Genomic DNA, 14,079 nt, shown 5'->3' with positions numbered 1-14,079 from the left:
TAATTTCTGGTGCTATGTCAGGCCACAGCAAATGGTCCACCATCAAGCGGAAAAAGGGGAAGATTGACGCCGAGCGCGGTAAAATTTTCACCCGTTTAATCCGCGAAATCACCGTCGCGGCCCGCCACGGCGGGGGGAATCCGGATTCCAATCCACGCCTTCGCACGGCGATTGCCGCCGCCAAAGAAGCCTCCATGCCGGCGGAGAACATCAAGCGCGCCATTATGAAGGGCACCGGCGAGCTTCCGGGGCAGGTGGTGGAAGAAGTGACGTACGAGGGGTACGGCCCGGGCGGCGCGGCCGTCTTGGTGGAAGTGGTCACCGACAACAAAAACCGGGTGGTTTCGGAAATCCGCCACATCTTCGACCGCAACAGCGGCAATTTGGGGGCCTCCGGCTCGGTCGCCTGGATTTTTTCCAAACAGGGATACTTCACGGTGGAAAAAAACAAAATTGGCGAAGATGACCTGCTCGGCGTTGTTCTGGATGCCGGCGCCTCCGATTTGCAGACCTCCGGCGACGTTTATGAAATCTACACCCCGTTTCATTCCTTCGAGGCGGTGCGGCAGGCGCTGGAGAAAAACAAAATTCCGTACACCCAGGCCGAAATCACAATGACCCCTTCCACCACCGTCCGGCTGGAGGGGAAGGAGGCGGAGCATATGCTCAAGCTGATGGAGGCCCTGGAAGAGCATGACGACGTGCAGAAGGTTTATTCCAATTTCGACATCGACGAAGCGGTGATGGAGCGAATTTCAGCCAGCGGATAATGGACGGCGCAGACGTTTTAGGGATTGATCCAGGCATTGGAGCCACCGGATACGGCCTTGTTCGGTTTGTAGGGGCGCATCGCGATGCGCCCTTTTTGATTGATTGCGGAACCTTAAGAACCTCCCCCAAAAAGAAAACCCCCGAACGGCTACGGGAAATTTATGATTTGGTTTTGGGGTTGATTCAAAAACATACCCCCCGGGCTTTGGTTGTCGAGAAGGCGTTCTACGGCAAAAGTGTTTCGGTCGCCCTGACCATCGGGCAGGCGCGCGGCGCGGCGATTCTGGCCGCCGCCAATCTCGGTCTGCCCATTTACGAGTTCTCCGCCCGCGAGGTCAAGCAGGCGGTCACCGGCAACGGCGCGGCGGATAAAACGCAAGTCCAGTATATGATAGGCCAGCTTTTGAATTTGAAAAACCCTCCCGATTCTCCCGACGCCTGCGATGCTCTGGCCGTCGCTTTAACCTATCATTTCCGTTCAAAAATTGTAGGGGCGGGCCTTGTGTCCGCCGATTCGACAGAATCATGATTGCCCACCTCTCCGGCCGCATTGCCGAAAAAACACCGACTTCCGTCATCCTGGATGTCTCCGGCGTCGGCTACCTTTGCGAAATTCCGGTCTCCAGCTTCAAACAGCTCCCTGCCGTCGGCGAATCGGTCAAACTGCTGACCTATCACCACGTCCGCGAAGACGCCCAGCAGCTTTTCGGCTTTTGCACTGCGGAAGAACGGGAGCTTTTCACCCATTTGATTTCCGTCTCCGGCGTCGGGCCGAAGATGGCTTTGACTCTGCTTTCCGGCGCCACGGTCGCCGAAATCGCCGATTGGATTCGCAAGGGAAAAACCGAGCTTTTGACCCGCGTTCCCGGCATCGGCCCAAAAACCGCCTCCCGTTTGATTGTGGAATTGAAGGACAAACTGGAGAAAATGAAAATCACCACCGTTCCTGCCGGTGCGGTTCGGGTCGAAAGCACATTTGAAGAGGAAGCGGCCTTGGCTTTGGTTACCCTCGGCTTCGGCCGCTTGGAGGCCAAGCGGGCCATCGAAAAAGCGTTGTCCACCAACGGTCACCCCAAAAACGTGGAGGAACTGATACGCCAGGCCTTGCGCGTCGCGCAGTGAAATTATGAATATGAACTTGAGCGATTTTGAGTATAACTTGATGGTACTAATATTTTTGATTGTTGGAGTAATATGCGTGTCGTTGCCTTATAAAATACAGGCTTTTGCTTTAAAATGGTCTGCTCAAGGCTGGGCAAAATACATCTTAAACTTTATTAAGACACGTAGCTATATTGTGACTCTACGAGTTATTGGCGTGTTCTCAATCGGCGTTTTTCTATTTTTACTTTTCGGTATGATTACCTTTTCGAAATAGGCGATGCCTTTGAAAATATTATATTAACCCACCACGATGACCGACCTTAAGACCGAACATACCCGCTTCACCACCCCTGCCATTCTCCCCGGCGAGCGGGATTTTGACGAATCGCTGCGCCCGGCCCGCTTTGCCGATTTCGTGGGGCAGGGAAAAACCATCGAAAATTTGAAGGTCTTCATCGCCGCCGCCCAAAAAAGGGGCGAGGCGCTCGACCACTGTCTTTTCTACGGCCCGCCGGGTCTGGGCAAAACGACTCTGGCGCGCATCGTCGCCGCCGAACTGGGGGTCGGCTTTAAAAGCACCTCCGGCCCGGTTATGGAACGGGCCGCCGATTTGGCCGGCATTTTGACCAACTTGAACGAGAAAGACGTTCTCTTCATCGACGAAATCCACCGCCTAAACCACGTGGTGGAGGAATATCTCTACTCCGCGATGGAGGATTATTCGCTGGACATCGTCATCGACAAAGGCCCCGCCGCCCGCTCCGTCAAGCTCCCGCTCAAGCGCTTTACCTTAATCGGCGCCACCACCCGCGCCGGGCTTTTGACCTCGCCCCTCCGTGCCCGCTTCGGCGTGGTCGGCCGGCTGGATTATTACACGAGCGAAGACCTGATTCAAATTCTGGAGCGCTCCGCCCGCATTTTGAAAATCGAGCTGACCGCCGAAGGGGCGGAAGAAATCGCCCGCCGCTCCCGCGGCACCCCCCGCATCGTCAATCGCCTTTTGCGGCGAGTACGAGATTTCGCAGACGTAGGGGCGGGCAAATCGGACAAGACCGGCGGTGCGACCCTCCCAATTGACCATGATTTGGCCCTCCACGCCCTCCAACGCCTGGACGTGGATGAACGCGGCCTGGATGAAATGGACAAAAAAATTATGGAGGTGGTCATCGGCAAATTCAAAGGGGGCCCGGTCGGCATCTCGGCCTTGGCCGTGGCGGTCGGCGAGGAGGAGGACACCATCGAGGAAATCTACGAGCCCTTTTTGATTCAAGAGGGCTTTTTAGACCGCACCCCCCGCGGCCGTATGGCCACCTCCAACGCCTACAAACACCTGGGCCTCGAAGCCCCGGAACTGTCGCAGAAGGAGTTGTTTTAAATCGTGTAACAAGGGAGGCTGAATGACAAAAGCAGTTAAAGCTTTAAGTTTCGTTTTGCTGACGCTTAACAGGGGGGCTGCACAAGATTTTTGGCAAAATATCAACGGACCCTTTGGCGGAACCGATTTGGTTCTCGCTATTAATTCAAGCGACCATATTTTTGCTGGAACTGGAGGCCGCGGTGTATTTCGTTCGACGGATAACGGAGCCAACTGGACACCTGTCAACACTGGTTTGACAAATCTTGGTGTTTTGTCTTTAGCATTGAATTCGAGCGAGCACCTCTTTGCCGGGACAGGGGGTGGGGGTATTTTTCGATCCATTGATAACGGTGCTACTTGGACGATAGCCAGCACCGGCCTTACAAATCTTTATGTCCTATCTCTGGCTATCAATTCAAGCGACCATATATTTGCCGGGACCGGTGGCGGCGTTTTTCGCTCCATCGACAACGGCGAGAGCTGGACACCCGTCAACGCCGGCTTGACGAAAACCTATGTTGGGTCTCTGGCCATCAATGCCAGCGGGCACCTCTTTGCCGGGACTGAAGGCAACGGCGTTTTTCGCTCCACTGACAACGGCGAGAGCTGGACACCCGGCAACACCGGCTTGACGAATACCTATGTCAGGTCTCTGGCCATCAATGCCAGCGGGCACCTCTTTGCCGGGACTAATGGCGGCGGCGTTTTTCGCTCCACCGACAACGGCGAGAGCTGGACAAACACCGGCTTGACGGCTGTCGGGTCTCTGGCCATCAATGCCAGCGGGCATATCTTTGCCGGGACGGGCGGCGGCGTTTATCGCTCCACCGACAACGGCGAGAGCTGGACACCCGGCAACACCGGTTTGACGAATACCTATGTCGGGTCTCTGGCCATCAATGCCAGCGGGCACCTCTTTGCCGGGACGGGCGGCGGCGTTTATCGCTCCACCGATAACGGCGACAACTGGACGCCAATCAATACCGGCTTAACCAATCCTTACGTCCTTTCTCTGGCCGTCAATTCGAGCGGACACATCTTTGCCGGGACTGATGGCGGCGGCGTTTTTCGCTCCACCGACAACGGCGAGAGCTGGACGCCCGTCAACACCGGCTTGACGGCTCCTTTTCTGCTTGTCGCGTCTCTGGCCATCAATGCCAGCGGGCATGTCTTTGCCGGGACAGATCTCGGCGGCGTTTTTCGCTCCATCGACAACGGAGCCAACTGGAGTTCGATCAACAGTGGCTTGACAAATTTAGATGTCTACTCTTTGGCCATCAGTGCGGACGGCCACATCTTCGCCGGCACGGCAGGTGGAGGGGTGTTTCGCAGTGTTCCAACGGCCCTGTTAGGCGATTTGAATCTGGATGGAAACGTTACAATTTTGGATGTGGCGTTAGAACTTAACTGCGTATTTTTAGCGGAAGGATTCTGTTCGCTGGAATATGCCGACGTAAACTGCAGTGGCGACCTGACTGCATCAGACGTTGTGCTTGAGCTACTTAAGGTCTTTGCAGGTAATCCATTTCCATGTCAGTAGTGCACCTCTCCGACTTCGACTTTTCCGTTCCGGCCGAGCTCATCGCCAAGCACCCCTTGAAAAACCGGGATGGGTGTCGGCTTTTGGCTTTAGAGAAAAAGACCGGACAGGTGGCGCACCGACAATTTTCCGACCTTCTCGAATACCTCCAACCCGGCGACATTTTGGTTCTAAACGACGCCAAGGTGAACAAATCCCGCTTTTTCGCCACCCGCCCCACCGGCGGCAAGGTGGAGGTATTGCTCACCCGCCCCGCGCAGGAAATTGTAGGGGCAGGCCTCCGTGCCTGCCCGGGCGGGGAAGGGCAACCACAGAGGGTTGCCCCTACAAATACCCAAAACGTTTGGGAGGCCATCATCTCCCATTCCGCCCGCATTAAGGAGGGGGAATTTTTGACCCTGAATGGCAAGGGAGAGGGGTTCAAGATTTTGAATAAGGGAGAGGGAAAGGCGGAAGTTCAGATTGTCTCCGAAACGGACATCTTCGAAAAATACGGCACCGTTCCAATCCCACCCTATCTCGAACGCCCGGCAGAAAAAGAGGATGACGAGGATTACCAAACGGTCTTTGCGAAAACCCCCGGCGCTTCCGCCGCTCCGACCGCCGGCCTGCATTTCACGCCGGAACTTTTGGACAAAATCAAATCCAAGGGTGTGGAAATCGTCTATCTTTCACTGCTGGTCGGCCCCGGCACCTTTGAGCCGATTCGCGGTGATGACATTACCCAGCACAAAATGCACGCCGAATATTTTGAAATAGGCGAGGAAACCTCTTCCAAAATCAACGCCGCCAAAAAAATCGGTAGAAAAATCTGGGCCGTTGGCACAACCGTCGTCAAAGCCCTCGAAACCGCCGCCCGTTTTTCCCCTCCCCGCGTCGGGGAGGGGTCAGGGGAGAGGTTACATCCCTTCTCCGGTGACTCCGACCTTTTCATCCATCCTCCCTTCGATTTCCAAGTCGTCGATGGTCTCATCACCAATTTCCACTGGCCCCGCTCAACCTTGATTCTTCTGGTCGCCGCTTTCGTCGGCAAAGACCAGATTCTATCCGCATATAACGAAGCCATCGCCCGGCGTTACCGCTTTTTCTCCTACGGCGACGCGATGTTGATTTATTGATGGACGGATTGAAGTCGCGTTTTTTTGTAGAGGTGAACCTTCAGGTTCACCCGGGCGAACCTAAAGGTTCGCCCCTACGTTTTTCCTCCCTCTCCTTGCGAAGGAGAGGGGCGGAGGGTGAGGTATGACCGTCGGTTTAATCCTCGTCGCCGCCGGCGAAGGGAAACGGGCCGGCGGAAACATCCCCAAACAATTCGTCAAAATTCACGGCAAACCGCTTCTGGCCTATTCCCTTGAAAAATTTGCCAAGGTTAAAAGCCTCGCTGAAATTGTTATCGCCGTCCCGCCCGGGAAAGAAAAGATGGCAGCTAAATGGTTGGCCCCCACGCTGAAGAAATTTTGCAAGGCAGAATTCGTCCCTGGCGGCAAAACCCGTCAGGAGTCCGTCTTTAACGCCCTCCAACGGTTGTCCGATTCCGTCACGCACGTCGTTGTCCATGATGGCGTCCGGCCGTTCGTCAATCCCAAAATAGTTGCGGAACTTATCGACATGCTTAAAACGGAGGACGCCGTGATACTCGCAAGTCCCGCCACCGATACGGTCAAGCTGGTTGCCTCCGACCATATCGCCGAAACGCTCGACCGCCGAGCTATCTTTCTGGCCGAAACCCCGCAGGGATTCAAAAAAGAAGTTCTGATGGAAGCGCACCGCGAGGCGCAAAAAAAGGGCTTTACTTTTTCGGACGATTCTGCTTTAGTAGAGGCCTTGGGAAGGAGGGTTGTGATATGCCCGAGCGACGGAAAAAATCAAAAAATAACAAGCCCCGCCGATCTTCAGTTGGCTCGTCTTCTTCTGCCAAGGCGCTGAAGCTCCGCTGGGTGGTGGGACTGGGATACGATGTTCACCGGCTGGTGAAAGGCCGCCGTCTCGTTTTGGGCGGCGTGGAAATTCCTTCCAGCGTCGGCGGGCTCTACGGCCATTCGGACGCCGATGTGCTTTGCCACGCCGTGGCGGACGCCTGCTTGGGCGCCTTCGGCCTTGGCGACATCGGCGAGCATTTTCCCCCCTCCCAGCCGAAATGGAAAAACATCTCCTCACTTCTGCTTCTGGACTGGGTGCGGATTGCGGTGGAAAAGAAGAAAGGGAAAATCATGCACATCGACTCCACGATTATCGCCCAGGAGCCGAAAATCGCACCGTATAGAATGCGGATGAAGGCCCAAATCGCCGCCGCCCTGCGGCTCCCGCCGGAACGGGTCTCGGTCAAGGCCACTACGCCGGAAACCCTGGGAGCTTTGGGCCGTCGCGAGGGAATCGCCGCCATGGCGGTCGCCCTCGGCCAGTATTGATGGACCCCGTCTGGGGACAGGTCAATTCCTTCTTCGACTGGGCCACCGCCCACGGCGCTTTCTGGATTTACACGTTTCTTTTCGTTTCGGCCATCGTTGAAAATATTTTTCCTCCCTATCCCGGCGACGCGGTCATCTTCGCCGGCGGCTATCTGGCCTCCTCCGGCCGGTTAAACTGGCCCTTGGTGTTTCTTTCCACCACCGCCGGAAGCTGGGCGGGGCTTTTGATTCTCTTTTGGCTGGGGCGCGCCAAGGGGAGGAAGCTTTTGATTAAAAAAGAGGGGAGCTGGCTCTCCCACGAGCAGTTCGTCCGTTTCGAAAACTGGTTCGCCCGCTGGGGAGTCGCGGTAATCATCTTTGGCCGTTTTCTGGCCGGCATCCGTTCCGGTGTGGCTTTGGCCGCCGGCATCGCCGGCGTCTCCTGGAAAAAGATTCTGATATTCGGTCTGCTTTCGGTTTTAATCTGGAACGGCATTCTAATCTCTTTGGCCCGTCTGGTCGAAAACAATTGGGAGGGGTTGTATCACTGGTTCGGGCTGTACAACCGGCTGGTCTTGGCCGCCCTCGCGGTGGCGCTTATATTGTGGGCTTTGCGGTTCTGGAGGAGAAAACGTAGTGCCAAAAAAACTTAGGGTTTTGCTTTTAGCCGGCGGGGATTCGCCGGAGCGGGAGGTCTCTTTGGCCTCCGGACGGGCCGTGGCGGAGGCGGTCGGCCATCTTGGACATTCCCTGTTGGCCATAGACCCGGCCACGGGGAAGAGCTTGCTCGGCCCCGATGGAAAATTTCTGGCCGATGGCGTCCACGAACTGCCGCCGGATTCCAAATCACTCGCGGTGATCCGCCAAAAAGGGGCCATCCGCACGGTGGAAAAGTTCGATTTCTCCGCCGTGGATGTGATTTTCAACATCCTGCACGGCGGAAGGGGGGAGGACGGCACGATTCAGGCCCTTTTGGATTTGGCGGAAAAGCCCTACACGGGCTCCGGCGTTTTGGCCTCCGCTTTGGCGATGAACAAGCACGCCTCCAAAAAGCTATTCAAAGCCGAAGGGATTCCCACGCCGGACTGGGAGCTTTTCACCCTCAAGGAGCCGAAACTTTCGCCGGAACAAAAGTCGAAGTTGAAACGCTTCGGCTATCCTTTCGTGGTCAAGCCGAACGACGGCGGCTCGACAGTCGGATTGACCATCGTCCACAAACCGGATGAGTTGGAAGGGGCCATCGAAGCCGCTTTCGAGTATTCCAATCAGGTGATGGCGGAGGAGTTCATCGCCGGGCGGGAGCTGACGGTCGGCGTTCTGGGGCAGACGCCTTTGCCGGTGGTTGAGATTATTCCCAAGCATGAAATTTACGACTACACCTGCAAATACACCGCCGGAATGACTGAATACATCTGCCCGGCCAAGCTTACGGAAGCCGAGACGAAGAAAGTGCAGGAATTTGGGCTGAAGGCGTTTCAAATTCTCGGCTGCGAGGGGTTTGCCCGCACCGATTTTCGGATGGGGAAAGACGGCGTTTTCTACTGCCTCGAAGTCAACACGCTGCCGGGAATGACCAATTTAAGTTTGGTTCCCAAGGCGGCGGGCGCCTCGGGACTTTCCTTTGAAAACCTGGTGCAAAAAATCATCGATTTGGCCATTGAGCGGAAACGTGGCGGCTAACGGCAAAATCAAGGGAGTCCTTTTCGATATGGGCTCCACGCTCCTGGAATTCGAGAACCACTCCTGGGAGGTCTTGGACGGGCAATCCATTGCCGCCGCCTATGATTTCCTCCAAAAATCCGGCCACCCCTTGCCGGAGTTTGCCTCCTTTGATAAAAGCTTTCGCTCGGTTCTGGCGGAATACTGGAAAACGACCGACCAGACGCTCGAAGAAAGGCCGCTCACTCATTTGCTTGAGTTGGGGCTTTCCCGCGCCGGTTTTGAACGCAACGGACTGAATATGGAAGCGCTCGGCCGGGTTTTCTACCAGCCGATTCGCAGCCAGATTACCGAGTATGATGATGCCGTAGGGGTTTTGGAATGGCTGCGGGGAAAAAACCTCGCGCTGGCGGTGGTCTCCAATTCCATTTTCCCGGCCGAATATCACCTCGAAGATCTGCGAAGTTTTCGTTTGGCCCCCTTTTTCCAGACCACCCTGTTTTCTTCCGAAGTCGGACATCGCAAACCCCACCCGGAAATTTTCCATCGGGCTTTAAAGGCCCTTTCGCTCGGCCCGGAAGAGGTTATATTTGTCGGCGACCGGATGCGGGAAGACGTTTTGGGCCCCCAGCAATTGGGCATCCGCGCCGTTTTGAAACACCATCCCAAACGGGACTATTCGTTGGGAGCGAAACCCATGGCGACGGTCAAAAGTTTGAGGGAGCTTTTGCCGGTCGTGGAAAGGCATATTTAAACCCGTCCGCTTGGACGGACTTGAGGAGGAGTTGTGGATTTTTCCGAAACGCTTTTGAAGGATTTGACCGAGGCGCCGGGCGTTCCGGGTCAGGAAGAGGAAGTGGCGAAAGTAATGGAACGCTACCTGAAGCCGATGGCCGAAATTTCCTACGACCGGCTCGGCAGCTTGATTGCCAAAAAGCCGGGCGCCAAGGAGACCCCCAAGGTGATGATTGCCGGCCACATGGATGAGGTCGGCTTCATGGTCAAGGAAGTGACCAAGGACGGCTACATCCGTTTCCTCCCGCTCGGCGGCTGGTGGGGGCATGTCGCCTTGTCCCAGCGGATGAAAATCTATACCAAAAAAGGGCCGGTGCTGGGCGTCACCGGCGCCAAGCCGCCTCACATTTTGCCGGATGAAGAGCGCAAAAAAGTCATGGAAATAAAAGATATGTTCATCGATGTCGGTGTGGTGAAAGGGGGGGACGGTTTCAAAAAATTGGGGATCACCCCCGGCGACCCAATCGTGCCGGACAGCGCCTTCACCGTTCTATCCAACAAGAGAATGTATCTGGCAAAGGCCCTCGACAACCGCTTCGGCTGCGCGGGGGTCGTGGAAGTGCTCCAGCGTTTCACAAAAATTCCGCATCCCAACACGTTGTACGGCGTCGGTTCCGTTCAGGAAGAAGTCGGCTGCCGGGGCGCCGGCACGGCCGCCAACACCATCCAGCCGGATGTCGCCTTGATTCTGGACGTCGGCATCGCCCAGGACACCCCCGGCATGGAACCGGACAAATCGGAGCGGATGGGGGGCGGCGTCACCATTCTGGCCTACGACGGCGGGATGATCCCTTCCAAAAAGCTTTTGGATTTGACCATCGAGACCTGCGAGAAGGAAAAAATCAAATACCACCTCGCGGCGATGGAAAAAGGGACCACGGACGGTGCCAAAATACATGTCTCCCACTCCGGCGTGCCGACCATTGCCTTGGGCGTTCCCACCCGCTACATCCACACTCATCAGGCGATGATGCTGCGGGATGATTACGACGCCGTTCTCAAGCTGATGGTGGCTTTGGTGAAAAAACTGGACGCCAAAACGGTCGCAGGCCTGCACAACAACAAGTAATGGGGCTGGTTTTTCTAAACACCTTCTCCCGCAAGAAGGAGGCGTTTGTCCCCATCGAGCCGGGCAAGGTCAAGCTCTACACCTGCGGCCCGACCATCTACGATTTCGCCCACATCGGCAACTTCCGCACCTTTTTGTTCGAGGATTTGCTCCGCCGCTACTTGAAGTACAAAGGTTTCAACGTCGTTCAGGTGATGAACCTGACCGATGTGGACGACCGCACCATAACCGCGTCCAGAAAAGAGGGAATTCCACTTTCCGAATACACGGCCCGGTATGCGAAGGCGTTTTTCGAGGACTTGAAAACCTTGAATGTCGAGTCGGCCGAGCATTATCCCGCCGCCACGGCCTACATTAACGAGATGGTGGAAATCATCCAGAAATTGATGAAGGAGGGATACGCTTACGAATCGGGCGGCTCCATCTACTACAAAATCTCCGCCTTTCCCGGCTACGGCACCCTGCCCCATTTCAAGCCGGACGAGCTGAAGGCCGGCGCCCGGGTGGCGGCGGACAGCTACGAGAAGGAAGAGGTGGGGGATTTCGCCCTCTGGAAGGCCTGGGATGAAAACGACGGCGACGTTTTCTGGGAAACCCCCTTGGGAAAAGGCCGCCCCGGCTGGCATATCGAGTGCAGCGCGATGAGCATGAAGCTTTTGGGGGATCGCTTCGACATTCACACCGGCGGGGTGGACAACATCTTTCCCCACCACGAAAACGAGCGGGCCCAGTCAGACGCCTTCGCCGGGCATCCGGTGGTCAAGTATTGGTTGCATTCGGAACATCTTTTGGTCGAGGGGAAAAAGATGTCCAAGTCGCTCGGGAATTTTTACACCCTGCGGGATTTGCTTGCCAAAGGGTTCGCGCCGCCCGCCATCCGCTACGCCTTGATTTCCGTCCATTACCGCCTTCCGCTGAATTTCACCTTCGAGGGGATGACCGCCGCCCGCAATGCCTTGGAGCGGCTCTACGATTTCCAGCGGAACGTCAAAAACTCCAAGGAAGCGCCGGAGGGGGTGGAGGTCGGCCACGCCATCCACAAGGCCCGCGAGACCTTCGAACAGCAGATGGACGACGACCTGAATATCTCCGGGGCTTTGGCCGCCTTGTTCGACTTCGTCCGCGAAACCAATCGGCTCATCATCACCTACGGCCTTTCCGCCAAGGACAAAGAAAAAATTCTGGAATTTCTACAAAAGCTGGATACCGTTCTGGGCTTTTTGAAAGAGCCGGATGCCGCCATCGACGACCAAGTCGAAAAGCTCATAGCCCAGCGCAACGAGGCCCGCAAATCCAAGGACTTCGCCCGCTCCGACCAAATCCGCCTCGAACTGGAAAAAATGGGCATCCTCCTCGAAGACACCCCGCAAGGGACGAAGTGGAAAAAACGTCTTTAGAAGCTCACCAACATTATTTAAGCCGCAATTTCTATGGAACATGACAAATCTTCTCGCGGAAATGCAAGCCAGTTCTTCGTAGCGGGAGAGCTATGCCGTCGCGGCTACTCGGCCGTTGTAACATTGGGCAACACGCCCAATACCGACATATTGTGCAGTAATCTCGATGGAACTAGGTTTGTACACATTCAGGTGAAGACCTTTGTGCCAGGCAGCAAAACATGCAGTGTTGGCAAAAAAGCCGAAAGGGACTACGGGGATAATTTCTTTTGGGTGTTGGGAGGAATTCCGAAGCCAAACACGAATAAGTATTTCGAGTATTACATAATCCCAGCTTCTGTCATGGCGAAAAACGTACTTGCAGGCCATCAGCATTGGCTGAAATCTCCCGGAAAGCGAGGTCAGGCACACAAAGAAAGCACCGTTAGAACGGTGCGCTTGCCGCCCTATAAATCATCTATTGGCTGGGATATTAGCGAGTTTCTTAATCGTTGGGACTTAATTGAAAATAAGCTGCGAGCGTAACAAAGTGAAAACGTGATAGCACTCACCCCCATTACGCTCGAAGGCCACGGCGTCCGGCTGGAGCCCTTGACTCCCGAACATAAAGATGCCTTGATTGCCGCCTCCTCCGACGGCAAACTCTGGGAGCTCTGGTTCACCGCCATTCCAGAACCAGCCAAAACCGAAAAATACATCGCCGACGCCTTGGCCAGTCAGCAGGCCGGAAATATGCTGCCGTGGGTGGTGCGGGAATTGACTTCCGACAAAATCATTGGCAGCACCCGTTATCACGACATTGTTGCCGCCCTCGATCGGGTGGAAATCGGCTACACCTGGTACGCCAAATCTTTTCAGAAAACCCACGTCAACACCGCCTGCAAGCTCTTGCTTTTGGCCCACGCCTTCGAAACGGTGGGCTGCAAGGTGGTCGGCTTGCGCACGGACAATTTCAACTTCGCTTCGCAGAAAGCCATTGCGGCCCTGGGGGCCAAAAAGGATGGCGTCATCCGCCACCACGGCCTGCGCAAGGACGGCACGGTGCGGGACTCGGTAATGTACAGCATCCTCGCGGCCGAATGGCCGGACGTGAGACGCCACCTCGAACTCCGCCTCACACGGCATGCGGAAAAATAGGGGGTATTAAAGAATGCCCAAACCCAATAGCGGCGGCTGGAAAACCTGCTCGCGCGGGCACAAGTACCGCGGGTTTTCCTTCTGCCCCACTTGAATGCCCGGCCGCGCCCGGCGGGCCGCCGCGGCTCGGAAGAGAAAGAAATCCCGCCGCCGTTAGTGCAGGGGCAATTCATGAATTCCCCTTACAACCCCCATTTCGGGCTTGGCATCCGCCTTTTCAACCGATAACTTACGCAGGAGCGCGCTGGCATAGCTCAGGGGTAGAGCAGCGGTTTTGTAAACCGCCGGTCGGGGGTTCGAATCCCTCTGCCAGCTTTTTTTATTGGGGCAAAAACGGGGGGAATTTAGTTGCGAATTTGGGAATTTTGGGCGGAGTTGTAGCGGGGGGATTGGTGCGGGCTGCAAAATCGGGGGGATTTTGCAGGGGAAAATGCAACCTCCCCTTAATCCCCTCCTTCGTAAGGAGGGGAGGAAAGACAACCTCTCCCTGACCCTCTCCTACAAGGAGAGGGGACAAGAAAGACGGAGATTAGAGATCAGAGATTAGTGATTCGTCCGCTCGTCACCTCCATTTTAAAGACGATTATTTAAGGGAAGGGAGGGGCGGAGCGTACGCTCCGCCCCTTTGCCTTTCCTTTTTCCCCTCAACCCGCTTTTGGCGGGTTTGGGGCTTTGTGACCCTTTTGGCTGCCCTTGGGTCTTAGGGCTTTGGGTTCGCGGGATTTGGGCGGCATGTGAAGGGGAGGCGCCACCTCCTCTTCAGCTCTATTGGGTTGGCTGCCTTCAAAGAGGCAGCTGCCCTGCGCCGTTTACGCGGCGCTTTGGTGTTCTATTCCGGCTTAGTGCAACCTCCCCTTAATCCC

15 protein-coding genes and 1 tRNA gene are annotated in these 14,079 nt (G+C 55.8%); all 16 read left to right on the top strand.

The features are described 5' to 3' along the window. Positions 1-14: 14 nt before the first annotated feature. The 16 genes from VNL73_00225 (at position 15) to VNL73_00150 (ending at position 13,531) form a co-directional block, all read left to right on the top strand. The gene (locus VNL73_00225; protein ID HXF47837.1) at positions 15-770 is read left to right on the top strand and encodes a YebC/PmpR family DNA-binding transcriptional regulator; all 756 of its coding nucleotides are present in this window, start codon (positions 15-17) and stop codon (positions 768-770) included. Further along, entirely contained in the window at positions 770-1,300 is a 531-nt protein-coding gene (gene ruvC, locus VNL73_00220) for a crossover junction endodeoxyribonuclease RuvC (protein HXF47836.1), read from the top strand. Before VNL73_00225 ends, ruvC begins: the two co-directional genes overlap by 1 nt. Continuing rightward, the gene (gene ruvA / locus VNL73_00215) at positions 1,297-1,893 is read left to right on the top strand and encodes a Holliday junction branch migration protein RuvA (protein HXF47835.1); all 597 of its coding nucleotides are present in this window, start codon (positions 1,297-1,299) and stop codon (positions 1,891-1,893) included. Before ruvC ends, ruvA begins: the two co-directional genes overlap by 4 nt. 292 nt (positions 1,894-2,185) lie before the next feature. Further along, positions 2,186-3,250 carry a Holliday junction branch migration DNA helicase RuvB gene (gene ruvB, locus VNL73_00210; GenBank protein HXF47834.1) on the top strand — a complete coding sequence of 355 codons (1,065 nt, stop codon included), beginning with the start codon at positions 2,186-2,188 and terminating at the stop codon, positions 3,248-3,250. A 22-nt stretch (positions 3,251-3,272) separates the two neighbouring features. Then, on the top strand, positions 3,273-4,772 hold the full coding sequence (locus tag VNL73_00205; GenBank protein HXF47833.1) for a hypothetical protein: 1,500 nt from the start codon (positions 3,273-3,275) through the stop codon (positions 4,770-4,772). After that, a complete protein-coding gene (gene queA / locus VNL73_00200) occupies positions 4,763-5,890 on the top strand; it encodes a tRNA preQ1(34) S-adenosylmethionine ribosyltransferase-isomerase QueA (GenBank protein ID HXF47832.1) in 1,128 nt (375 codons plus the stop codon). The genes VNL73_00205 and queA overlap by 10 nt, the downstream gene beginning before the upstream one ends. Positions 5,891-6,014: 124 nt before the next feature. Then, positions 6,015-6,698 carry a 2-C-methyl-D-erythritol 4-phosphate cytidylyltransferase gene (ispD, locus tag VNL73_00195; GenBank protein HXF47831.1) on the top strand — a complete coding sequence of 228 codons (684 nt, stop codon included), beginning with the start codon at positions 6,015-6,017 and terminating at the stop codon, positions 6,696-6,698. After that, positions 6,617-7,180 carry a 2-C-methyl-D-erythritol 2,4-cyclodiphosphate synthase gene (gene ispF / locus VNL73_00190; protein ID HXF47830.1) on the top strand — a complete coding sequence of 188 codons (564 nt, stop codon included), beginning with the start codon at positions 6,617-6,619 and terminating at the stop codon, positions 7,178-7,180. The genes ispD and ispF overlap by 82 nt, the downstream gene beginning before the upstream one ends. After that, the gene (locus VNL73_00185; protein HXF47829.1) at positions 7,180-7,812 is read left to right on the top strand and encodes a DedA family protein; all 633 of its coding nucleotides are present in this window, start codon (positions 7,180-7,182) and stop codon (positions 7,810-7,812) included. Before ispF ends, VNL73_00185 begins: the two co-directional genes overlap by 1 nt. After that, a complete protein-coding gene (locus tag VNL73_00180) occupies positions 7,796-8,839 on the top strand; it encodes a D-alanine--D-alanine ligase (protein HXF47828.1) in 1,044 nt (347 codons plus the stop codon). The genes VNL73_00185 and VNL73_00180 overlap by 17 nt, the downstream gene beginning before the upstream one ends. Then, positions 8,829-9,572, top strand: coding sequence for an HAD family hydrolase (locus tag VNL73_00175; protein ID HXF47827.1), 744 nt, complete (start codon positions 8,829-8,831; stop codon positions 9,570-9,572). The genes VNL73_00180 and VNL73_00175 overlap by 11 nt, the downstream gene beginning before the upstream one ends. 33 nt (positions 9,573-9,605) lie before the next feature. After that, on the top strand, positions 9,606-10,682 hold the full coding sequence (locus VNL73_00170) for a M42 family metallopeptidase (GenBank protein HXF47826.1): 1,077 nt from the start codon (positions 9,606-9,608) through the stop codon (positions 10,680-10,682). Then, the gene (cysS, locus tag VNL73_00165; protein ID HXF47825.1) at positions 10,682-12,079 is read left to right on the top strand and encodes a cysteine--tRNA ligase; all 1,398 of its coding nucleotides are present in this window, start codon (positions 10,682-10,684) and stop codon (positions 12,077-12,079) included. Before VNL73_00170 ends, cysS begins: the two co-directional genes overlap by 1 nt. 33 nt (positions 12,080-12,112) lie before the next feature. Next, positions 12,113-12,604 carry a hypothetical protein gene (locus VNL73_00160; GenBank protein ID HXF47824.1) on the top strand — a complete coding sequence of 164 codons (492 nt, stop codon included), beginning with the start codon at positions 12,113-12,115 and terminating at the stop codon, positions 12,602-12,604. A 12-nt stretch (positions 12,605-12,616) separates the two neighbouring features. Next, positions 12,617-13,216: a GNAT family protein gene (locus tag VNL73_00155; GenBank protein HXF47823.1), complete on the top strand. Its 600-nt coding sequence runs from the start codon at positions 12,617-12,619 to the stop codon at positions 13,214-13,216. A gap of 243 nt (positions 13,217-13,459) precedes the next feature. Next, positions 13,460-13,531, top strand: a tRNA-Thr gene (locus VNL73_00150). The last annotated feature ends 548 nt before the right edge of the window (positions 13,532-14,079 follow it).

This window comes from Verrucomicrobiia bacterium, assembly GCA_035574275.1.
Taxonomy (GTDB): domain Bacteria; phylum Zixibacteria; class MSB-5A5; order DSPP01; family DSPP01; genus DSPP01.
This window is presented reverse-complemented; position numbering and strand designations above follow the sequence as displayed.